The organism is Haemophilus parainfluenzae (assembly GCF_014931415.1).
GTDB lineage: Bacteria > Pseudomonadota > Gammaproteobacteria > Enterobacterales > Pasteurellaceae > Haemophilus_D > Haemophilus_D parainfluenzae_AF.
Map to the genome: position 1 here is coordinate 1972039 of NZ_CP063121.1, position 22552 is coordinate 1994590.

The window sequence follows — 22552 nt, forward strand, 5'->3', positions numbered from 1 at the left end:
AATCTAAGGGTTATATTTATAATCAGCAAGATTGATTTTCTTCAATAGGCTACTTGGCACTTCTTGATGGCTCGTTAAAATGACCATTCCACCTTTTTTAGCATGATTTTCAAAAAGTGCGGTCAAAACTTCAACCCCTTTTTTATCTATTGCTGTAAAAGGTTCATCCAAAATCCAAAGTGGTGCTTCCGAGATCCATAATCTCGCCAAGGCAATGCGCTTTTGCTGACCCGCTGAAAGTTGAGCTGCCGGCAAATCTTCACGTCCAAGTAAACCGACTGTTTCCAATACATCCCATAAAATATCGGTGCCTTGTTGGCTTTGACTAATCTGCTGATAAAATTTTAAATTTTCCCATGCAGTTAATTCAGGTTTCACGCCGGAATGATGGCCGAGATAAAGTAGCTGATGATGGTATTCTTCGCTTTGTTTTGTAATCTCTTCTGAATTCCACCGCACCTTACCTTCTACAGGTTGTGCAAGGCCTGCTAAAATGCGCAATAAACTTGTTTTACCGATACCATTGTGCCCTTCAATTTGCACGAAATCACCACTTTGAAATTGCAGTGAAAGATCAGTGAACAATACGCGGTCGCCCCGTTGGCACGCTAATTGTTCTAATTGAAGTTGATGAACAGGAAACATAGTCTCAGCCTTAAAAATAAAATCTTGTAAAAAATCAGCGGGTATTCTACCACAAGGGGAAATTTTGACGAGATTTTAAGGGCTAAAAGGTATAACTATTTAGGCGTAGATCGGTGTGTTTATTGATTTAAAACAAACTAAATTTTCCTAGCTTTTTCATCAGATAATCAAATAATTAAAAGATTTACTGATCTAAATCAAATTTTCTGCTACTATTTAGTTACTTTTTGATGTTGTTTTATCAAAAACATTACCTTAACTTCATTTAAAAAAGGAACATATTATGTCTTATACTCTACCTGAATTAGGCTACGCTTATGATGCGTTAGAACCACATTTTGATGCTCAAACAATGGAAATTCACCACACTAAGCACCACCAAGCTTATGTAAACAATGCAAACGCGGTGTTAGAAACTTTACCTGCTGAATTTTCTGAAATGTGTGCAGGCCAATTAATCAGCCAATTAGATAAAATCCCAGCTGAAAAACGTACTGCATTACGTAACAACGCAGGCGGTCACGCAAACCACAGCTTATTCTGGAAATCATTGAAAAAAGGCACTACTTTACAAGGTGATTTAAAAGCCGCTATCGAACGTGATTTCGGTTCTGTAGAAAACTTCAAAGCTGAATTTGAAAAAGCTGCAGCGACTCGTTTCGGTTCTGGTTGGGCATGGTTAGTAATTAACCAAGGTAAATTATCTGTTGTTTCTACCGCAAACCAAGATTCTCCATTAATGGGCAAAGAAATCGCAGGTTGTGAAGGTTTCCCTCTTTTAGGTTTAGACGTTTGGGAACACGCTTACTACTTGAAATTCCAAAACCGTCGTCCAGACTACATCAAAGAGTTCTGGAACGTAGTGAACTGGGATTTTGTTGCAGAGCGTTTAGCTAAAAAATTAGCAAACTGCGGATGTTCAGCTAAATAATCGCTTCTCAAAATGTAAAAAATCGCCTATTTTTAGGCGATTTTTTTATTGCTTAAATCCAGCGTCTCACTTTTTTCTTGTAAGCTAAATAAGACTCACCAAACTTCTTCTCTAACCAGCATTCTTCGGGTTTAATTTGCCATTGTGTGATGAGATAAATAAACAGAAAAATACCGATAAAACTGACCACACTTTGCAAATAAACTGCCCATGCCACTAACAAACCCACTAAGCTTAAATACATGGGGTTACGGCTAAAACGATAAATACCATTTGTCACAAACACATCACTTTTTTCTAAGTGAATTGGATTGATATTCGCTTTACTCTTATAGAATTGCCAAAGGCTGAAAAAAGCGATGACAGAAGAAACCAATACCATCAAATAAGCAATGAGCACATTGGTTGAGAATGGATAAGGATTGGGCAAATATGCCATGATAAGTGCACAACCAAGAAAAATAACAGGTGGCGGCACGATAGGTTTCTGAATCATCCGATCAAAAATCCAATAAAAAAGCCCGAACAATTCGGGCTAATTAAAATATTACAGATTATTTAATTTCATCTGCGCCATTTGTTTCTCTAACGGGTTACCGTTTTTCTGTGCATTTTCAAAACTTGCTTTAGCACCATTCACATCGCCTTTTGCGACTTGAATATCGCCCGCTAAAAGATCTTTACGTGCACTAAAGCCTTGGCTTTTCACTTGATTTAGACTTGCTAATGCTGCATCAAATTGACCTTGTTGGAATTGCACAGCAGACAAACGAAGTGCAGCAAGAGACGTTAAGATATCATCTTGTGATTGAGCAATCGCTTGTTTCAAACTGTTTTCAGCAGAGGCGTAATCTTGTTTTGTAACGAAACCTTTTGCTTCATCTAATAAGCTAAATACCGCATAGCTAGTTTTATCATGCGCTTTCACAAATTCAGCTACTTTAGCTTGTTGTGCTGCGGCATCTTTGTTTGCTGTATAAACTAAGGCATCATATTCAGCAGACGCTTGCATAATTTGATTGGCTTGATAAGACTGCCAATAACGCCAGCCCAACATCCCGCCTACACCAAGAATAAAAGCGGCAATAATGGTTTTGCCATTGTCTTTCCACCATTCTTTTAACTGGTTCAGTTCTTGTTCTTCTTCAATGGTATATGCCATTTTCCTATCCTTCTAAAATTAAAATTGGGCTTTGATGTGTTCAATTAGATTATCCACATCAATGGTTTGCTGCTCTGCTTCGCCAAGTAAGTGTTTTACCACAACTTGATTATTTTGCACTTCGCTTTCGCCAAGCACAAGGGCTAGAGTCGCACCAGACTTATCTGCGCGTCTAAATTGTTTTTTAAAGTTACCACCACTGCAATGCAACATGGTGCTTAAGTGCGGTAATTCTGAGCGAAGTTTTTCAGCGAGTTGGAATGCGGCTAACGTTGTACCTTCACCTTGATAAACAACGTAAATATCTACCGCACTTTTTACCGGAATCGATTTATTCACTTCTTGAACAAGTAGCACTAAACGCTCTAAGCCCATTGCGAAACCGACACCACTGGTTGCGTGACCACCAAGTTGCTCAACTAAGCCATCATAACGTCCACCACCACATACGGTGCCTTGTGCACCTAATGCAGATGTCACCCATTCAAATACGGTTTTATTATAATAGTCTAAGCCACGAACCAATTTTGGATTAATTTCATATTGAATGCCAACCGCATCTAATAAACCACATAACTGTGCAAAATGCTCGCGACTTTCATCATCTAAATAATCCAATAATTTTGGTGCGCCGTCCAATACATCTTGTAATGCTTGATTTTTAGTATCCAGAATACGTAATGGATTTTTTACAAGACGTTCTTTCTCTTCTTCACTCATTAAATCTTGGTGATTTTCTAAGAAAGCCACTAATGCAGAACGATAGTTTGCACGTGCCTCTAATGAACCAATCGAATTTAATTGAAGAGAAACATGTTGATCAATACCTAAGGCTTTCCACAAACGAGCCGTTAAAATAATTAGCTCCGCATCAATTTCAGGGGTTGCGATACCAAAAACCTCTACACCAGCTTGATGGAATTGACGGTAACGACCTTTTTGTGGACGTTCATGACGGAACATCGGTCCCATATACCATAAACGTTGTTCATTGTTGTAAATCCAACCGTGTTCAATCGCAGCACGCACACATCCAGCTGTACCTTCTGGGCGAAGCGTTAATTGTTCATCATTATCCCAGAATGTGTACATTTCTTTTGATACAACATCGGTTACTTCACCGATTGCACGGGCAAATAATGGCGTACTTTCCACGATTGGCATACGCACTTCTGAATAGCCATAACTGCTTAAAATTTGGCGAATCTGCCCTTCAATCCATTGCCAAAGTGGAGATTCAGTTGGGGAACAGTCATTCATCCCACGAATTGCTTGAATATTTTTTGCCACGAGTTTTCCTTAAATAATTCGATTTTTTGGATCTTGTTGTGCAACTTTGGCACGAATTTTAGCTTCTAATTGGTCAATAATTGCGTCGTTATCAAAACGTTCTTTTTGACGCTCGCCATCTAAATAATAACCACTTTTCTTATTACCACCGGTCACGCCAAGGTCAGACACTAATGCTTCACCAGGGCCATTTACCACACAACCAATAATAGACACATCCATTGGGGTGATAATATCTTCTAAACGTTGTTCCAGTGCATTCACGGTGCCAATTACATCAAATTCTTGACGTGAGCAAGTTGGGCAAGCAATAAAGTTGATCCCGCGAGAACGAATACGTAATGATTTTAAAATATCAAAACCAACTTTGATTTCTTCTACAGGATCGGCGGCTAAAGAGACACGTAAGGTATCACCAATACCTTCCGCTAATAACATACCTAAACCAATTGCAGATTTCACTGCTCCTGCACGTGCACCGCCCGCTTCCGTAATCCCTAAATGCAACGGCTGTTTAATGGCTTTTGCCAGTAAACGGTAAGATTCCACCGCAAGGAAGACATCAGATGCTTTTACGCTCACTTTAAATTGATCGAAGTTTAAACGATCTAAAATATCAACATGGCGTAATGCTGATTCTAATAAGGCTTCAGGTGTTGGCTCACCAAATTTCTCTTGGATATCTTTTTCTAATGAGCCAGCATTGACACCAATACGGATAGGGATATTTTTATCGCGTGCGCAATCCACCACTGCTCGAATACGATCTTCACGACCAATATTGCCTGGATTAATACGCAAACAATCCACGCCATATTCAGCCACTTTTAACGCAATACGATAGTCAAAATGAATATCCGCCACTAATGGCACATTCACTTGCTGTTTAATGATTTTAAACGCTTCGGCGGCATCCATGGTAGGTACAGAAACACGCACGATATCTGCGCCGACGCGTTCCAAAGATTTAATCTGTGCAACGGTCGCTTCAACATCCGTTGTGCGAGTATTTGTCATGGATTGTACGGCAATCGGTGCATCACCACCGATTGGTACATTGCCCACATAAATTTTTGTCGATTCACGACGCTTGATAGTAGGTTTTACTGCTGACATTCTTTCGTAAATTATTCGTTAAGGTTTTGGTAATTTAAATTTAGCCACACGGCCATCAACGGTAAGCGGATACGCTTCGCCTTTATAAGTAATGCGAACGTTACCTGGCGCACCGATAATCAAGGCATATTCATCACCATTAAAGGTTAAGGTTTCACCTTGTTTATATTCTTTTTGCGCTAATACTTTACGGTTTTTGTCTTTCACACTAATCCAGCTTGAATTTTTCGTGATCTCAATAACGAGGTCGCCTTTCACTGTAGTTGGTGCTTCAGAAATAGCGGGGTTTTCAACCGCACTTTGTGTATCTGGCACGGTTTTCTCTGTTGTTGGTTCTGTGTTAGGTAACGTTTGTTCCACAACAGGTGCTTGCGCTTGTTCAACGGTAGGTGCTGAAGTTGCTGAGGTTGAAACTTCTGTGTTTCCTGTTTGAGCTTGATTTTCTTGAGTCGTTGAAACAGCGGGTTCAGCAGCATTATTTGTTTTTTCCGCTACAGACGTAGTTTCATTGCTTGACACCGCAGGCTGACTATTTACTGTTACTGGAATTTCATTCGAATGAGTAGCCGGTAGCTCTGCTGTTTTTTCTTTTTCAACGTAGGTTTGCACTAAATTATCACGTTCTTCGTTTGATTTTTGATAATTTTGCCACCACCATAAGCCAGTCATTCCAACAGCAGCGAGTAAAATAATTGTTGTGAGTGTGCCTACCCAACGGCTGTGAGAAGAATATTGGTTAACTGAACGAGTCGCACGTGTATTTTTACTTAAATCATTTTTATGTGCTTCACCAAAAGTTAAATGTGTCCATTCAGCATCAGGAATACGTAAAAATTTCGCATAACTGCGAACGTAACCTCTCAAAAAGGTTGAAGGTACATTTTTTTGGACAAATTCATTATTTTCTAATTTTGCCAAAATGCTTGGACGTAAAGAAATAGCCTTTGCCACATCTTCTAGAGAAAGGTTTAGTGCTTCGCGTGTTTGGCGAAGTTTATCCCCAAAGGAGATTTCAGTTGTTTCAGTTTGTTCGACGATTGTATTCATAGGTATAAAAATAGAGAAATAGAAATAGAAATAGAAATAAAAAACTAAATACCAAATTTTAAAGTCGAAAGGGGCTTTTGGCAATGATTATTTGAGCGTGCGGAGCTTTTCCGCTCTAGAAGGATCAACTTGGCGTAATTTATCCAACGCTTGTTGATAAACATCGGTTTGTTTTCCGGCAAAAGCACAAAGTGCCATATTTTCGTAAGTATCAGCTTGATGATAGTAATTCGGTGCAGCGAGTGCCGCATTAAATTGTGAATAAGCTTGTTCAAACTCACCTTGCCCACATAAAAAAGCACCGAAGTTGTTATACACATCACCTTGCTTATCGTCTAACTTAATCGCCTGTAAATAAGCTTGCTTCGCTTTTTCCGTATCGCCTTGTAATTGATAAAAATGCGCAAGTGCCGAGTGCACAAGATAATAGCGGTCATCATGTTCAAAGGCTTTATCTAAATTAAGTTTTGCTTGAACAAAATCCTCTTGTTGCAGATAGCCTAATGCCAACTCAACGCGCGCTTTGGCTGCTTGTTGTTTATTAAAATCGACTGAAGATTGAGAAACGCAAGCAGAAAAAACAAAAGGAAAAATGACCGCACTTAGAATGTTAATTGGGATTAATTTCATCTTATCACTCCTCTATCTTATCACTCTTCTCCAGGCCATTTTCCCTTTACAAGTATTGCTATATTTAGCTTAGTTAACAGCTTTTACGTCAATACCTTCGCCAAACTTACGTTTCATTGCTGTACGTTTGGTTCGGTCGATTACATCGCCCGCCAACTGACCACAAGCGGCATCAATATCATCACCACGGGTTTTACGCACAATAACAGTAAAGCCGTATTCCATTAAGGTTTTTTGGAAACGATCGACACGGCTATTTGAGCTTTTACCATAAGGCGCTTCTGGGAACGGGTTCCATGGAATCAAGTTAATTTTACACGGGGTATTTTTTAACACTTGAGCTAATTGATGCGCATGCTCTGTACCATCATTCACGTGATCTAATAACACATATTCAATTGTCACTTTACCATGGTTAGCATTCGATACTTCTAAGTATCTGTGTACCGAATCCATCAACATTTTGATGTTATATTTTTTATTGATAGGCATAATTTCATCACGCAATTCATCGTTCGGTGCGTGAAGTGAAATCGCTAATGCCACATCAATTTTATCTCGTAACATATCGAGCGCTGGCACGACACCTGAAGTAGATAACGTCACGCGTCGTTTAGACAATCCATACGCGAAATCATCGAGCATAATTTCCATCGCGGGTACAACATTGGCCACATTTAACAAAGGTTCACCCATGCCCATCATCACCACATTGGTAATCGGACGTACACCCGTCACACCAAAATTACCAATAATTTTTGATGCACGCCAAACCTGACCGATAATTTCAGACACCGTTAAATTACGGTTAAAGCCTTGCTGTGCTGTTGAACAGAAGGTACAAGCTAAGGCACAGCCTACTTGAGAAGAAACACAAAGTGTTGCGCGATCCGCCTCAGGAATATAGACCGTTTCAACTTGCTGTTCGCCTACTTGCATCGCCCATTTAATGGTGCCATCTGCAGAACGTTGCTCGACCGCCACTTCTGGCGCTTTAATTTCAGCAACCGCTTTTAATTTTTCTCGTAATTTTTTATTAATATTGGTCATATTGTCGAAGTTATCTTCGCCAAAATGATAAATCCATTTTACTAATTGATCCGCACGAAATGGTTTCTCGCCTAATTCAGCAAAAAACTCACGCATCTGCTGACGCGTTAAATCCATTAAGTTAATCTTTTTTGTATTCGTTTCGGATGAAAGGGGTTGTTCTAACATAAAGCCTCGTTATTACACATTACGGCGATGATGTTACTCAGAATTGAGCAACAAAAAATTCGCATATTAAAAATGAGCCGAGATTTTACAGATTTACCAACGGATAAGCTAGCAGATTTGAAAAACAAAGAAAATTTTGACCGCACTTCTTTGCGATCGCTATCGCAAAAATCAAAAAACAAAAGAAAAAAGTGCGGTTAAAAAACTTTAAATTTTTTCTCTTTCACACATCCCAAACCCTTACAAAAACTGATAGAATGTAAGCTTTGTTTTATTCTCTAAGTTGGCTATATTAAAAGATATGTTAAAAAAAGTGCTTTCTGTATTGTGTTTAGTGCCAGCAATGGCAACAGCACAATCTTATGTCGTGTATGATTTCACCCATGATCGCGTGCTCGAAAGTAGCTCACCGAATCACGTTCAACCTATCGCATCCGTCACCAAGTTAATGACTGCAAATGTGTTTCTTGAAAATAATCGAAACGCAAATTGTACTGCATCGATTACTGACGACGATTACGATTACATTAAAGGCACACATACAAAATTACCAAAATACACGCCAATTTCTTGTAATGAATTATTAAAAGCGATGCTCGTTCATTCTGATAACTATGCTGCTCACGCCCTTTCTCGCTCTGCAGGCATGAGCCGTTTGCAATTTATCCAAAAAATGAATGAGAAAGCGAGAGAATTAGGTATGCGCTCTACCCGCTTTTCAGATAGTTCTGGTTTATCCGACAGCAACATTTCAAGTGTGATGGATCTCGTAAAACTGGCTAAATACTCTCTTAACAAAGCACAAATCAAAAACCTCTCGAATATGCCAAGTGCTTTCATTCAAGCTGGCGGACGTAGCGTTTTTGTTAAAAACACCAATAAATTAGTGCGTGAAGAAGTGTTTGATGCGGCAATTAATAAAACCGGTTATATTCGCGAATCTGGTTATAATTTAGTCTTTGTGAATAAAAATCCATGTAATCGCGCGACCATTGGGGTGATCAGTTTAAATAACCATTCATCAGCGTTTCGTACTAACTTTACTAAAGGAAAATTGGAACAATACGGTTGTATCGCAGGGCGTAGCATGCACAACTTTACCGTTGATGAAGCCCAATATGAAGAAGGCTATGATGAAGCGGGTATGGATCGCCTAATCCAACAAGTTGGTGGTTAATCATTTCAAAAAGAGCGGTCAATTTTGCACAATATTTTCCGCTTTTTAATTTTAATCACCTATCGATTTGATAATTATTTTCATTTGAAAATCTTATAAAAAATGATATTATTCTGCAGAATGCTAATCAATCATTATTTTTAAGGAGATCTAATGAAGCATTTATTTAAAAGCCTATCTGTTATCGCTCTAGGTTTAGCAGCTTTACAAGCCGAAGCGAAATTTAAAGTGGTGACCACATTTACGGTTATTCAGGATATCGCACAAAATGTTGCGGGCGATGCCGCGACGGTGGAATCTATCACCAAACCTGGTGCAGAAATTCACGAGTATGAACCGACCCCTAAAGATATTGTAAAAGCTCAATCTGCTGATTTAATTTTATGGAACGGATTAAATTTAGAGCGTTGGTTTGAGCGTTTCTTCCAAAATATCAAAGACAAACCAGCCGTTGTGGTAACCGAAGGCATCACGCCACTTTCTATTTATGAAGGCCCTTATAAAGATGCCCCTAACCCACACGCTTGGATGTCGCCATCTAATGCGTTGATTTATGTCGAAAATATTAAAAATGCATTAGTTAAATACGATCCGCAAAATGCTGATACTTATCAAAAAAATGCAGCAGCGTATGCAGAAAAAATCAAACAGCTCGATAAACCTTTACGTGAAAAACTCTCAAAAATTCCTGCCGACCAACGTTGGTTAGTGACCAGTGAAGGCGCCTTTAGTTATTTAGCGAAAGATTACGATCTCAAAGAAGGCTATTTATGGCCAATTAACGCAGAACAACAAGGTACGCCTCAACAAGTACGTAAACTTATCGATTTAGTGAAAAAAAATCATATTCCAGTGGTATTTAGTGAAAGTACCGTGTCAGCCAAACCTGCTCAACAGGTAGCGAAAGAAAGCGGTGCTAAATACGGCGGCGTGCTTTATGTCGATTCTCTTTCTGCCGCTGACGGTCCTGTACCAACTTATATTGACTTACTGAATGTCACTGTATCCACCATAGTCAAAGGATTTGAAAAATAATGACTGAACTTTCCGCTTCTATTTCCGTTAATGATGTAACCGTGCGTTACAACAACGGGCACACTGCAATTTATGATGTTACCTTTGCATTACAAGGGGGAACCATCTGTGCTCTTGTCGGCGTAAATGGGAGCGGAAAATCAACGCTATTCAAAAGCATCATGGGCTTAATCAAGCCACAGCAAGGCAATATTGCGCTTTGTGGTTTGCCAATTAATCGAGCATTGAAACAAAATTTGGTTGCCTATGTGCCGCAAGCGGAAGAAGTCGATTGGCAATTTCCAGTCTCCGTTTATGATGTTGTCATGATGGGGCGTTATGGCTATATGAACTTTTTGCGTATTCCAAAAGCGGAAGATAAACAAAAAGTGCTCGAAGCGATGCAACGAGTAAACATCGAGCATTTAGCTGAACGACAAATCGGCGAGCTTTCTGGTGGACAGAAAAAACGCGTATTTTTGGCTCGAGCATTAGCACAACAAAGTAAGATTATCTTACTCGATGAACCTTTTACAGGTGTAGATGTTAAAACTGAGAATGCCATTGTGGAACTCCTTCGCCAATTACGTGCTGAAGGCCATTTAATTTTAGTCTCTACCCACAATTTAGGCTCTGTACCAGACTTCTGTGACCAAGTGGTAATGATTAACCGTACTGTGATTGCTGCCGGTAAAACAGAAGATACATTTAATCAGCATAATTTGGAAAAAGTCTTTGGTGGTGTATTACGGCACATCAAATTATTGGGTGAAGATCTGCATAATGATGAAGATAAACGTGCAGTCACCGTGCTTACGGATGATGAGCGCCCTGTTGTCTTCTATGGCGAAACCAAAAATGATCCGCCTGCAACGGCTGTAAAATCCTGTCGTCTACCTCCGTCTGACAAGGAATAAGTCATGCTTGAATATTTACTGGAACCTTTCTCCTATGAATATATGCAAAAAGCCATGTGGATAAGTGCCGCAGTTGGCGGCATTTGTGCCTTTCTTTCTGCCTATTTAATGTTGAAAGGCTGGTCATTAATTGGCGACGCACTCTCTCATTCCGTGGTTCCTGGTGTGGCGATAGCTTATGCCTTTTCACTCCCCTATGCTTTAGGTGCTTTTTTTGCCGGAATTTTGGCCGCACTTTCCATTTTATGGATCAAATCCATTTCTAAACTCAAAGAAGATGCCGTTATCGGCTTTATTTTCAGTACCTTTTTTGCCCTAGGACTGCTGATTATTTCTCTGAATCCAACTTCAATAAACGTGCAAAATATTATTCTCGGTAATATCCTCGGGATTGCCGATGAAGATATTTATCAAGTAGCCATCATTATGTTGATTTGCTTGGTCTTATTGCTTATTTTTTGGAAGGATCTGTTACTGATTTTCTTTGATGAAACGCAAGCAATTACAGTTGGACTTTCACCACTATTTTACAAAGTTCTCTTTTTTACACTCTTGAGTGCTTGTGTTGTTGCTGCATTACAAACTGTCGGGGCGATTTTAGTGATTGCTATGGTAATCACACCTGGCGCAACCGCCTATTTACTTACTGACAAGTTCAAAACTCTTATCAAAATTGCCGTAGCATTAGGCGCAATCACTGGTTTCGTCGGTGTCTATTTAAGCTATTATCTGGATGGCGCAACAGGTGGTGTCATCGTAACATTGCAAACCTTGTTATTTTTATTGGCTTTTCTATTCTCGCCTAAATACGGATTAATCAGTCAAAAACGACGTAAGGCGGTGGTTCATGACTGAGATGTTCACCATTTTCGTTGAGCCATTTCAATTTGCCTTTATGCAAAATGCGCTACTCACCGCATTTGTGGTTGCCGTCATCTGTGCACTACTCTCTTGCTATTTGGTGTTGAAAGGCTGGTCATTGATGGGGGATGCCATTTCTCATGCTGTCCTACCTGGCATTGTCTTAGCTTTTTTAGCCGGTATTCCATTAGTGATCGGTGCATTTGTCTCTGGTATTGCCTGTGCATTAGGCGTAGGTTATTTAAAAGAAAACAGCCGTATCAAAGAAGATACTGCGATGGGGATTATATTTTCTGGCATGTTTGCCATTGGTTTGGTACTTTTCACCAAAATCCAAACCTCACAACATCTCACACATATCTTATTCGGTAATGTATTAGGCGTGAGCCGAGAAGAGCTGATTCAAACAGCAATCATTGCCTTAATCATTTTTATTTTACTAGGCTTAAAGCGTCGTGATTTTCTCCTCTACTGCTTTGACCCTAGCCATGCCCGTGTTGCAGGTCTTTCGCCTAAATTATTACATTATGGACTACTCACACTACTTGCACTCACCATTGTGAGTACGATGCAAGTTGTTGGGGTGATTTTGGTTGTAGCCATGCTCATTGCACCCGGCATCACAGCTCTCACACTAACGAATCGCTTCGATAAGATGCTTGTTATTGCTATCATCAGCGCAGTGACTGCAAGCCTACTAGGCGTCCTACTTAGCTATCATTTTGATGCATCTACTGGTGCATGCATTATTTTGTTACAGGCTGTATTTTTCTTAATTGCCCTGGTTTATAGCAAAATAAAAGTGCGGTTAAATTTTTAAATAAAAAAGCTAACAGAGATGTTAGCTTTTTTTATTAAGGATTGAGCTCCAACAATGCCAGTACTTCATAATGCGCTGTATGCGGGAACATATCAAATAATTGAATTTGAGTAAGTTTATAATTGGTTAGATGTTGCAAATCTTTTCCCATGGAAATCGCATTGCAACTAGAATAAAGAATAAAGTGCGGTTGCATTTCATTGAGAAATTCAGAGAGTTCCTTTCCGATGCCTCGACGAGGTGGGTTGACGATCACCAAATCCGGTTTATTTTCATCTTGTGCTAAAGCAAAATTAGCCGCATCCAATGATTGAAATTTAACGTTATTTAATCCTAACAGCTGAGCGGATTGAGTCGCCGCTTGAATAGCAGATGGCGAAATTTCAATCCCGGTCAATTCCACTTCTTGTTGATGTTTATCCTGTAAAGCTTTAGCGCAATGCAGTCCAAAACCTCCAACGCCACAAAAGAGATCCCAAAGTTTAGTAATCGGCAAATCTTGTACCCAATCTTGCGCCGTTGCATATAAGCCTTGTGCTACTAGTGGGTTTGTTTGGAAGAAACCTTGAGGACGAATAAAGAGCGGAATAGCATTAAAACTTTCCAATAAAGTATGTTGGTTCGTCAAAAAGATTTCTTTCTCACCTTCTAAGATCGCAGCATGCTGTGGTTGAATGTTCACACTCACCACTTCAAGTTGTGGTAATTTTTCCAATAAGCCTGCAAATTCACGTTGAATTAACGATAGTTTAGTTTCTGAACGTAATACAAAACGCAACATTAATTTTTTTGTATGTTGGCTTTCTGTGAGCAGAATATATTTGAGCTCACCTTTTTGTTTAGCCACGTTATAAGGGACTAAACCCGCTCGTCCAATAAAATCTTTTAGAATTGGGAATAGTTCTACAAAGCGTTGTGGATAAAGCGGACAATCACATAAATCTACCGCACTTTGTGGATCATTCGGGTCTTGTAAAATACCTAGAATGGGACGTTCTACCGCGCCACTCACAACCATTTTGGCTTTATTACGAAAAGCTGACTCGGAGGAATAAAAAGGCGGATGCCAAATTAAATTATCACAATCTAATTTGGCAAGTTGTTGTTTAAGATGCTCTTCTTTCTTGGCTAGTTGCTGTTCATAAGGCATATCAAGCCATTGACAAGAACGGCAATCGCCTTTTTGATAATGATGGCAATCAATCATTTAGAAGCAAGCCACTCTTGTTGAAGTGCGGTCAGTTTTTGATGATTTTCAATCCAACGTGAAGTTTTAGTGAGTTCTGACCAATCAAAGGATTTTTGTTTAAAGAGCGATTTCAAGCGAGTTTGGCGTGCTGCAAAATGCTCTGTGGTTTCCTCTAACTTGAGATTATCAAGCACTTGAATGACACCTTCACGTTCATTACAAAGCAATAATAAGTCACAACCAGCATTCAAGGCTTTTTCACTGCGAGCCACAAAATCGCCCATAAAACCAGCTCCCTTCATGCCTAAATCATCAGAGAAAATCGTCCCTTGGAAGCCTAACTGTTTACGCAAAATTTCTTTTAACCAATAACTCGAACCACTTGCTGGCTGGCTATCACATTGTGTATAAATCACGTGAGCCGGCATAATCGCATTAAGCTTACTCTGTTGAATTAATTGCTGGAATGGCAAAATATCATGATTAAAAATCGCTTCCTTTGCACGCTCATCATAAGGGGTTTCAAGATGAGAATCGGCTAAAACATGGCCGTGCCCAGGGAAATGTTTTCCTGTTGTTGCCATCCCTGCTTGGTGCATACCATCAATAAAAGCGGCTGCCAAATTGACCGCACTTTTTACATCACAGCCAAAACTACGATCGCCAATCGCACGACATTCATGCCCCAAATCCAACACGGGAGCAAAACTCAAATCAATATCTAGCGCCACCATTTCAGCTGCCATTTGCCAACCCGCCTCTTTTACTATTTGTTGTTGCTGAGTTGAATCCTTAACTAATGCCGCAAAAGCTTGCATCGCGGGGAGCTGAGTAAAACCTTCACGGAAACGTTGCACACGACCACCTTCTTGATCGACCGTGATCAATAAAGGCTTTTTCACTCGTTGACGAATAGATTTAATTAACGCTTGAACTTGCTGACGATCATAAAAATTGCGGGTAAATAAAATCATACCGGCAACTAAAGGATGTTCCAGTAAGTCAACTTCTTCTTGTTTGAGCTCATGACCTTCAAGGTCAATCAATAATGTGGACATAACCTATTGTAAGTAAAGACGATAATTGGTACTTTCTGTGCTTGGTTTTGGTAGTTCAAACACTTTCTTTTCTTGCGGTTGCAATAAAATATTGCCTGATTGGCTTTCTTGCTGATTCGGCCAAACTTGCGTTACACCTTGTGTGTTATACCAATAAAGATGGTAAAGCACATTGAGCTGTTGCGTAGTTTTATTTTTTAAAGCCGCGGTATTATCCGACAAATCAACATCTAAAGCTGGTGCTAAATTTGCCGCCATATTTAAAATTGGCTTATTGGTTCCCACAATATTTGGTGCAGATGAACAAGCCGTTAAAAATAATACCGTTGCTGTAATGAGGATCTTTTTCATTATTTCTCCAACATTCTACCTAAAGGTTCACCACCAACAAGATGCATATGAATATGGAATACTTCTTGTCCACCATGTTTATTACAGTTCACAATTAAACGGTAACCGTCTTCGGCAATGCCTTCTTCTTTAGCGATTTTAGCCGCGACCGTAAATAAGCGACCTAGGGTGACTTCATCTTGTTCTGTCACATCATTCACCGTTGGAATCACTTTATTTGGGATAATCAAAATATGGGTTTTCGCTTGTGGTGAAATATCACGGAATGCGGTCACTAATTCATCTTGATAAACAATATTGGCAGGAATTTCTTTGCGAATAATTTTACTAAAAATGGTTTCTTGAGCCATGGTCTTCTCCTTATTTTATATAAAAAAGTGCGGTCAAAATTTACCGCACTTTGCTTTTATTTTCCATCAGAAATTGATGATGAATGATATTTCAATCAACTTAGTGAGAGGCACCTTCTTCTGAATCATCTTGATTAATAAAGGTGTTATTAATCTCAATTTGTGCTTTTTCACGTAATGCTTGCATTAACTGTCCTTGCAATTCACCTTGACGTGCAAGAAGTAGTTGAGTGCTAAATTTCGCTAATTCTTGCTCAGTTAAAGTAGGTTCTTCTACACGTTCAAGAGCAACCACAACTATATCACCTTTGCTGTTGCGAGCAACTTGATAAGCTACTTTACCATCTTGTGGTTTAGCAATAGCAAATATACCTTCATAAAGCATTGGATCTTTATTATCCATTAATGTAAAGGTTTGTGGTTCACTAAAACTAATACCTGCTGGTAATTTGGTAGGATCAGTTGATAGTGCTTTAACCGCTTGCTCTGCTTTTTCAGCTAATACTTTATCGGCTTTTTCACGTTTTAAGAATTGCTCAATCGTTGATTTTGCTTCATCAAGGCTTTGTAAACCTTCATCTTTGTGATCCACGATACGTACCACTACAAATTCATTTTCACCTACAGTTAATGGCTCAGAATTTGCACCGCCGTTTGCAATATCAGATTCAAAAATAGCAGAAGTTACATTTGGGAAATTTAATGCCGCAGGGACATTATTTTTACCAAAGTAATCCGTTTCTTCTACTTTCACACCTGCCGCTTCAGCTACCGCAGCTAAAGAATCGCTGCTTTCTGCTGCTTTTTCACGAACCGCTTTTTCTACCGCTTGGAAACGGCTTTCTGCTAAGTTTTTACGTACAGTCTCTGCGATTTGTTCTTTCACTTCTTCTAAACTACGTTCTTTACGATCTTGCACTAAAATAATATGGTAAGCCCCATCCACATTAACCGGTGTGCTGTATTGGCCTACATTTAATAATAATGCCGCATCTTCAAAGTTTTTTGGTAATTCGTTGTCTTTTACCCAACCTAATTCACCGCCTTGAGCACCAGAAAGTTTATCTAGAGATTTTGATTTTGCTAACTCAGCAAAATCAGCGCCTTTTTGCAGTTCTTGATAAACGGCATCCGCTTCTTTCTCAGTTGATAATTGAATATGTGCTAATTTTTGGCTAATGAATTGCGCTTTATTTTCTTGATAATATTGCGCAATTTGTGTTTCAGTTACTGGTTGTAATTTACCTAATGCATTTGCCGAAACGCTAATATATTGCACTTTCGCTTGTTCAGGTTGAACAAGTGACTTCGCATTCGCATCGTAATACGCTTTAATTTCTTCGTCCGTTACTTTTTGTTTTGCAATTTCATCGGCTAATGGAAGAGTTGCAAGACGAGCGATACGTTTTTGGAAAAAGACTTGTGCGTTATCTTTTACTTGGGCTGGTACAACAAACTCACTGTCAGCCAAACCATTTTGCATTTGTTCAAGTGTTAATGCATTACGTAAAATAGCCGCATAAGTATCGGATGTTAAACCATTTTGAGTCAATAATTGTTGATAACGCGCGTTATCAAATTTACCGTTAGATTGTAAGTTAGGATCGCTCACAATCGCACGTTTGATCATCTCATCACTTACACCTAATTTTAATTCTTTGGCATATTGGCGGATTAATTCTTGATCCACCAAACGTTGAATTAAATTTTGACGAAGTGCAGTTACAAATTCCACTGAATCAGTTTTCGCTAGGAAGCTCTCGCCTTCTTGTTGTGCTCGCGCTTCAAACTCTTGGTTATAACGATTTAAGAAATCTTGTTGAGAGATAGTCTCGCCATTTACTTTTGCGGCAAAACTATCATTGCTGCTATATAGATAACCTGACATCCCACCAATCAAAAATGAAACTGGAATTAAAGCAAAGATCGCTTTTCCGATAAAGCTATGGGCGATGCCATGCATTTTTTCAATTAACATTCAATTATTACCCTTTTAAAAAAGACAAAGTTCGTAAGATTATAATCTAAAAGGCGAAAATTCGCACTTAAAAAACACCATGTTCGTGTAGGATTTTCACAGCCATGACTAATAACACTAAACCGCCAAAAATCTCTGCTTTGCTTTTGAATTTTTTCCCTAAAAAATGACCGCTCTTTACACCAATAAAAGGGATAACAAAGGTGATTAAACCAATGATGAAGACAGCCAACAAAATGTCCACGGAAAGAAAAGCAAAAGAGACACCGACGGCTAACGCATCAATACTCGTTGCCACTCCAAGTGTTAGCAAGTGTTTTAAACTAATCAATGAGAGCGCAGGTTCATCATCCGAGCTAAGTCCTTCTCGAATCATATTCACACCGATAATCGCAAGTAAAGCAAAGGCAATCCAATGATCCCAATTTTGAATCATCTGACTAAATTGTAGCCCCACAACATAGCCGATTGCCGGCATAATGCCTTGAAATAGCCCAAAACAGCATGCAATGGCCAGTGCTTGTTTCCATCGAAAAGCGCGCATTGCCAAACCTTTGGAAATGGATACCGCAAATGCATCCATAGAAAGCCCCAAAGCTATGACCCACAACATATGAAAAGTCATAACCTAAAACCTATTTTCCAATACAGAAAGAACTGAAAATATTTCCGAGTAAATCATCCGAGGTAAATTGCCCCGTAATTTCACTGAGATTAGCTTGTACTAAACGAAGTTCTTCCGCCAATAATTCACCTGCATGAAACTCGGTTAACTGAACTAACCCAATTTGTAAATGTTCGGCCGCTTTTTCTAAAGCATCAAGATGACGTCGACGTGCTAAGAAGCCACCTTCCATGCCGGTTTGGAAGCCCATCGCCTGTTTTAAATGCTCACGTAATAAATCTACGCCTTGATGCGTTTGAGCCGATAAACAAATGGTCGTTGTTCCATTTTCTTCTTTTAGTCCAACTGCCTCACCGCTTAAATCTACTTTATTACGAACAATGGTTACCGGCATGTTATTCGGCAATTTTGATAAAAATTCTGACCGCACTTTTTCAATATTTTGGCTATCAGGATCGCTACTATCTAACATTAAGATAATACGATCGGCTTGCTCAATTTCAGTCCACGCACGCGAGATCCCGATACGTTCAACTTCATCTGTCGCTTCACGAAGCCCTGCAGTATCAATAATATGTAAAGGCATGCCATCAATATGAATATGCTCACGCAACACATCACGCGTCGTCCCTGCAATATCTGTCACAATAGCCGCTTCTCTGCCCGCTAAAGCATTCAGTAAACTTGATTTACCTGCATTTGGACGACCGGCAATCACCACTTTCATCCCTTCACGTAAAATCGAGCCTTGTTTCGCTTCGCTACGGACTAAATCAAGCTGAATGATGATTTCTCGTAATTTTGCTTCGATTTTACCGTCTGCCAAAAAGTCAATTTCTTCATCGGGAAAATCAATCGACGCTTCCACATAAGTACGAAGATAAATAACAGAATCCACCAACTGATTCACTTTATTAGAAAATTCACCTTGTAGCGATTTTAAGGCAGAACGAGCGGCTTGCTCTGAAGTCGCATCAATCAAATCGGCAATGGCTTCTGCTTGAGCTAAATCTAATTTATTATTTAAAAAAGCCTGTTCAGAAAACTCACCTGGACGCGCAAGACGAACACCATCAAGTTGTAAAATTCGTTTTAGCAACAAATCTAATACCACCTGTCCACCATGGCCTTGTAATTCCAGTACGTCTTCACCAGTAAAGGAATTAGGTGATTTAAAATAAAGCGCAATGCCTTGATCTAAAACTGTGCCATCAGCATCTTTAAAAGGTAAATAGTCTGCCATTCGTGGTTTAGGGCATTTACCTAGTACAGCTTGTGCAACTTCAACCGCTTTTGGGCCTGATACACGCAAAATACCAATACCGCCACGACCAGGCGCTGTCGCTTGTGCGACGATTGTTTCTTTCATAAAAACTCACTAAAAATTGACCGCACTTTTATCTGCGATAAAAAAATGAGAGGGCGCATTAATACGCCCATGTGATTATATATCAATCAATGATAGAAAAAAGGCATCTTTCGATGCCTTCTATCTGTTATTTTTTACGGGTATGTAACCCTTTTTTCTCTAAACCACGGTAGATCATTTGTTGTTGTACGATAGTGATTAAGTTAGACACTAACCAGTAAAGTACTAGACCTGCCGGGAACCAGAGGAAGAAGAACATGAAGATCAACGGCATAAAGTTCATCACTTTTTGTTGCATTGGATCGGCAACTGGTGTCGGTGACATTTTTTGTAACAAGAACATTGATCCGCCCATTAAGATTGGGAGAATGTAGTAAGGGTCTTGTGCCGATAAATCTTGAATCCAACCAAAGAATGGCGCATGGCGAAGTTCAACTGCTTCCATAAACGTCCAGTATAATGCAATGAAAATTGGCATTTGAAGGATTAATGGTAAGCAACCGCCAAGTGGATTTACTTTTTCTTCTTTGTAAAGTTTCATCATTTCTTGGCTCATACGTTGGCGATCATCACCAAAACGTTCGCGCATTTCTTGCATTTTCGGTTGCAACATACGCATTTTCGCCATAGAAGTGTATTGTGCTTTTGTAAGCGGATATAAAATCGCTTTCACCACTAAGGTGACACAAATAATTGCCACACCCCAGTTAGATACAATACTTTGAATGAAAGTTAATAACCAGAATAATGGTTTTGCGATGAACCATGCCCAACCATAATCGACAGTTAAGTCTAAGTGGTTAGCCACTTCAGCCATTTTGTTTTGTAATTTCGGACCTGTCCATAATGAGCTGGTAATTGTTTCTGTTGCACCCGCTGGAATAGAAACGACTGGACCACGATAACCAATAGACGCAACGTTATTTTTACTGTCTGTAATACTATAAAGTTGGTTATTTACATCTTGATTTGGGATCCAAGCTGATACGAAATAGTGTTGTAAAACAGCAACCCAACCTGCTTTGGTATCGATAGAAAGATTTTTGTCTTTCATATCGCTGAAGCTGTATTTTTTGTAATTTGTTTCAGAAGAAGAATATGCACCACCAGTATAAGTAGGCATTGCCACGTTACCGCTGCTTTCAACTAATGTATGTTTTAATTGGCCATAAGGTTCAACTTCAATTGTGCTACCACTTTGGTTCACAATTTCAAAGTTAACACCTACATCATAGCTATCGCGTTTTAATACAAAGATTTTACGATAAGTGGCACCATCTTTTTCAAACGTTAATGGTACAGAAAGTTCATTTTGGCCTTCTGCTAATTTGAAATTATCACCCGTAACTTGATATTGTGCACGACCTGCTTTTGTATCGATCCCGTTTTTACCGATTAAGCCGCTTTGTGCAATGTAAACATGCTCGTTTGTATCTTTTAATAAAACGAAAGGTTCTTTTGAATTTAATTCTGCATCATATTTTAATAATTCAGAACTGATTACATCACCACCTAATGTATCCACTTTCAAACGGAATACATCATTTTCTAATGTAATAATGTGACCTTTGGTTTGTGAGTCTGCCACTACTTCGGCAGATGAAGAAGAACTTGCCGGTACATCAGAAGAGGCGGTTGTTGTTTGTTCCGTGGTCTGTTGTTGAACCGGTGGATTTTTATCAAGTTGCCATTGCTGATAAACAAGGAAAGAAATAAAGAGTAGTGCAAGCACTAATAGGCTACGTCTTGAGTCCATTATTTTTTCTCATCGTTATTATTAATCTTTTTCGGCGGAACAGGATCGAATCCACCGGCGCTTAAGGGGTGACATTTTAATACACGTTTTAGCGTAAGCCAACTACCTTTTAACAATCCATGTGTTTTTAACGCCTCAATACCATAGCAAGAACAGGTTGGCACAAAACGACAACGCGGCCCAATTAAAGGGCTAATCGCTACTTGATAAAACTTAATTAAAGCGATGAGGATTTTTGTGCCAAACGAATGTGACGTGCCCATAATTTATCCAAAGTTTGTAAAAACGTTTGATTATCAAGCTGACCTATGCCACGTTTCGCCACAAAGACAAAGTCACAAGAAGGCAAATTATGTTGGGATAAACGAAAACTTTCACGAACTAAACGTTTAATACGATTACGATCATGCGCTCGTTTAAGATGTTTTTTAGCCACAGTTAAACCTAAGCGTGGGTGCTCAAGATTATTTTTGCGTGCGAGAATGGTAATTTCAGGGGTGCTTGCTCGAAACGGTTGTTCGAAGACATTTTTGAATTGAGTGGGAGTTAACAATCGTAACTCCCGAGAGAAGTTTAGCTTAATCACTAAAAACGGTGATTATGCAGATAAACTCTTACGACCTTTAGCACGACGACGAGCTAAAACTTGACGGCCGTTTTTAGTTGCCATACGAGCACGGAAACCGTGAGTACGGCTACGTTTTAATACAGAAGGTTGAAATGTACGTTTCATTGTAATCTACCTAAATCAAAATGGTTTACTGTTTTGATATTCAAAACACAACAAGGGTTATAAAAAATAGACCGCAATTTTAATCATAAATTGGGCTTTCGTCAAATAAGAAAAGAGAAAATTCCGAAATAATCTTCCGTTTCTTCTAAAATCGTGGGGATTATACGGATTTTGGGCAAAATCTCAAGCAACTTTGTCTTTTTTTGATGAGCAACAGAAGATCTTTTGCCTAAATTATTGTAAAATTCTCTTCGATTTTTAACCGCACTTTTGCGGCTTTTATTTTATACGCATATAACATAAGGATAATTTATC

At 39.2% G+C, this 22552-nt stretch carries 25 protein-coding genes; 6 read left to right on the forward strand and 19 right to left on the reverse strand.

Translation table 11 applies throughout. From position 1 onward, the window contains the following. Positions 1 to 3: 3 nt before the first annotated feature. Positions 4 to 645 (reverse strand): cytochrome c biogenesis heme-transporting ATPase CcmA, encoded by a 642-nt coding sequence (ccmA, locus tag INP93_RS09550; RefSeq protein WP_197544779.1) that lies wholly within the window; start codon positions 643 to 645, stop codon positions 4 to 6. Between the two features lie 283 nt (positions 646 to 928). On the opposite strand from ccmA, the gene sodA reads away from it, so the two are divergent. After that, positions 929 to 1576 carry a superoxide dismutase [Mn] gene (gene sodA / locus INP93_RS09555; RefSeq protein ID WP_197544780.1) on the forward strand — a complete coding sequence of 216 codons (648 nt, stop codon included), beginning with the start codon at positions 929 to 931 and terminating at the stop codon, positions 1574 to 1576. A 52-nt stretch (positions 1577 to 1628) separates the two neighbouring features. On the opposite strand, the gene INP93_RS09560 is transcribed toward sodA, so the two are convergent. The 7 genes from INP93_RS09560 to rlmN form a co-directional block, all read right to left on the reverse strand. Next, positions 1629 to 2072, reverse strand: coding sequence for a methyltransferase family protein (locus INP93_RS09560; protein ID WP_197544781.1), 444 nt, complete (start codon positions 2070 to 2072; stop codon positions 1629 to 1631). A gap of 51 nt (positions 2073 to 2123) precedes the next feature. Beyond that, positions 2124 to 2738, reverse strand: a complete 615-nt coding sequence (locus tag INP93_RS09565) for a YfgM family protein (RefSeq protein WP_197544782.1) — start codon at positions 2736 to 2738, stop codon at positions 2124 to 2126. An 18-nt stretch (positions 2739 to 2756) separates the two neighbouring features. After that, positions 2757 to 4028 carry a histidine--tRNA ligase gene (hisS, locus tag INP93_RS09570; RefSeq protein WP_197544783.1) on the reverse strand — a complete coding sequence of 424 codons (1272 nt, stop codon included), beginning with the start codon at positions 4026 to 4028 and terminating at the stop codon, positions 2757 to 2759. A 9-nt stretch (positions 4029 to 4037) separates the two neighbouring features. Further along, positions 4038 to 5144: a flavodoxin-dependent (E)-4-hydroxy-3-methylbut-2-enyl-diphosphate synthase gene (gene ispG / locus INP93_RS09575; RefSeq protein ID WP_197544784.1), complete on the reverse strand. Its 1107-nt coding sequence runs from the start codon at positions 5142 to 5144 to the stop codon at positions 4038 to 4040. Positions 5145 to 5162: 18 nt separating this feature from the next. Beyond that, positions 5163 to 6191, reverse strand: a complete 1029-nt coding sequence (locus INP93_RS09580) for a RodZ domain-containing protein (protein ID WP_197544785.1) — start codon at positions 6189 to 6191, stop codon at positions 5163 to 5165. 87 nt (positions 6192 to 6278) lie between these two features. Further along, positions 6279 to 6821: a type IV pilus biogenesis/stability protein PilW gene (gene pilW / locus INP93_RS09585; RefSeq protein WP_197544786.1), complete on the reverse strand. Its 543-nt coding sequence runs from the start codon at positions 6819 to 6821 to the stop codon at positions 6279 to 6281. Between the two features lie 69 nt (positions 6822 to 6890). Next, on the reverse strand, positions 6891 to 8039 hold the full coding sequence (rlmN, locus tag INP93_RS09590; RefSeq protein ID WP_049363743.1) for a dual-specificity RNA methyltransferase RlmN: 1149 nt from the start codon (positions 8037 to 8039) through the stop codon (positions 6891 to 6893). A gap of 301 nt (positions 8040 to 8340) precedes the next feature. Here rlmN and INP93_RS09595 point away from each other — a divergent pair, with 301 nt between their 5' ends. From INP93_RS09595 to INP93_RS09615, 5 genes are all read left to right on the forward strand, one after another. Further along, the gene (locus tag INP93_RS09595; RefSeq protein ID WP_049363744.1) at positions 8341 to 9216 is read left to right on the forward strand and encodes a D-alanyl-D-alanine carboxypeptidase family protein; all 876 of its coding nucleotides are present in this window, start codon (positions 8341 to 8343) and stop codon (positions 9214 to 9216) included. A gap of 153 nt (positions 9217 to 9369) precedes the next feature. Next, a complete protein-coding gene (locus INP93_RS09600) occupies positions 9370 to 10251 on the forward strand; it encodes a metal ABC transporter substrate-binding protein (RefSeq protein WP_126471928.1) in 882 nt (293 codons plus the stop codon). After that, on the forward strand, positions 10251 to 11147 hold the full coding sequence (locus INP93_RS09605; RefSeq protein ID WP_070582499.1) for a manganese/iron ABC transporter ATP-binding protein: 897 nt from the start codon (positions 10251 to 10253) through the stop codon (positions 11145 to 11147). The genes INP93_RS09600 and INP93_RS09605 overlap by 1 nt, the downstream gene beginning before the upstream one ends. A 3-nt stretch (positions 11148 to 11150) precedes the next feature. Then, positions 11151 to 12002 (forward strand): metal ABC transporter permease, encoded by an 852-nt coding sequence (locus INP93_RS09610; protein ID WP_197544787.1) that lies wholly within the window; start codon positions 11151 to 11153, stop codon positions 12000 to 12002. Further along, the gene (locus INP93_RS09615; protein ID WP_420026358.1) at positions 11995 to 12828 is read left to right on the forward strand and encodes a metal ABC transporter permease; all 834 of its coding nucleotides are present in this window, start codon (positions 11995 to 11997) and stop codon (positions 12826 to 12828) included. Before INP93_RS09610 ends, INP93_RS09615 begins: the two co-directional genes overlap by 8 nt. A 34-nt stretch (positions 12829 to 12862) precedes the next feature. On the opposite strand, the gene rlmC is transcribed toward INP93_RS09615, so the two are convergent. The 11 genes from rlmC to rpmH all read right to left on the reverse strand — a co-directional run bounded on the left by rlmC (position 12863) and on the right by rpmH (position 22237). Beyond that, the gene (gene rlmC, locus INP93_RS09620) at positions 12863 to 14035 is read right to left on the reverse strand and encodes a 23S rRNA (uracil(747)-C(5))-methyltransferase RlmC (RefSeq protein ID WP_197544788.1); all 1173 of its coding nucleotides are present in this window, start codon (positions 14033 to 14035) and stop codon (positions 12863 to 12865) included. Beyond that, positions 14032 to 15075, reverse strand: a complete 1044-nt coding sequence (nagZ, locus tag INP93_RS09625) for a beta-N-acetylhexosaminidase (protein ID WP_197544789.1) — start codon at positions 15073 to 15075, stop codon at positions 14032 to 14034. Before nagZ ends, rlmC begins: the two co-directional genes overlap by 4 nt. Before the next feature lie 3 nt (positions 15076 to 15078). Further along, positions 15079 to 15426 carry a DUF1425 domain-containing protein gene (locus INP93_RS09630; protein WP_005698418.1) on the reverse strand — a complete coding sequence of 116 codons (348 nt, stop codon included), beginning with the start codon at positions 15424 to 15426 and terminating at the stop codon, positions 15079 to 15081. After that, positions 15426 to 15776, reverse strand: a complete 351-nt coding sequence (gene hinT, locus INP93_RS09635) for a purine nucleoside phosphoramidase (RefSeq protein WP_197544790.1) — start codon at positions 15774 to 15776, stop codon at positions 15426 to 15428. Before hinT ends, INP93_RS09630 begins: the two co-directional genes overlap by 1 nt. Before the next feature lie 100 nt (positions 15777 to 15876). Then, positions 15877 to 17754 (reverse strand): peptidylprolyl isomerase, encoded by a 1878-nt coding sequence (gene ppiD / locus INP93_RS09640; RefSeq protein ID WP_197544791.1) that lies wholly within the window; start codon positions 17752 to 17754, stop codon positions 15877 to 15879. Positions 17755 to 17821: 67 nt separating this feature from the next. Next, on the reverse strand, positions 17822 to 18379 hold the full coding sequence (locus tag INP93_RS09645) for a manganese efflux pump MntP (RefSeq protein ID WP_197544792.1): 558 nt from the start codon (positions 18377 to 18379) through the stop codon (positions 17822 to 17824). 10 nt (positions 18380 to 18389) lie between these two features. Next, positions 18390 to 19748, reverse strand: coding sequence for a tRNA uridine-5-carboxymethylaminomethyl(34) synthesis GTPase MnmE (gene mnmE, locus INP93_RS09650; protein ID WP_197544793.1), 1359 nt, complete (start codon positions 19746 to 19748; stop codon positions 18390 to 18392). A 127-nt stretch (positions 19749 to 19875) separates the two neighbouring features. Beyond that, positions 19876 to 21504 carry a membrane protein insertase YidC gene (gene yidC, locus INP93_RS09655; protein ID WP_197544794.1) on the reverse strand — a complete coding sequence of 543 codons (1629 nt, stop codon included), beginning with the start codon at positions 21502 to 21504 and terminating at the stop codon, positions 19876 to 19878. Continuing rightward, positions 21504 to 21767: a membrane protein insertion efficiency factor YidD gene (gene yidD, locus INP93_RS09660; protein ID WP_005695569.1), complete on the reverse strand. Its 264-nt coding sequence runs from the start codon at positions 21765 to 21767 to the stop codon at positions 21504 to 21506. Before yidD ends, yidC begins: the two co-directional genes overlap by 1 nt. After that, positions 21722 to 22090 (reverse strand): ribonuclease P protein component, encoded by a 369-nt coding sequence (gene rnpA, locus INP93_RS09665; RefSeq protein ID WP_014064016.1) that lies wholly within the window; start codon positions 22088 to 22090, stop codon positions 21722 to 21724. The genes yidD and rnpA overlap by 46 nt, the downstream gene beginning before the upstream one ends. 12 nt (positions 22091 to 22102) lie before the next feature. After that, positions 22103 to 22237, reverse strand: coding sequence for a 50S ribosomal protein L34 (rpmH, locus tag INP93_RS09670; RefSeq protein ID WP_005539760.1), 135 nt, complete (start codon positions 22235 to 22237; stop codon positions 22103 to 22105). Between the last annotated feature and the right edge of the window lie 315 nt (positions 22238 to 22552).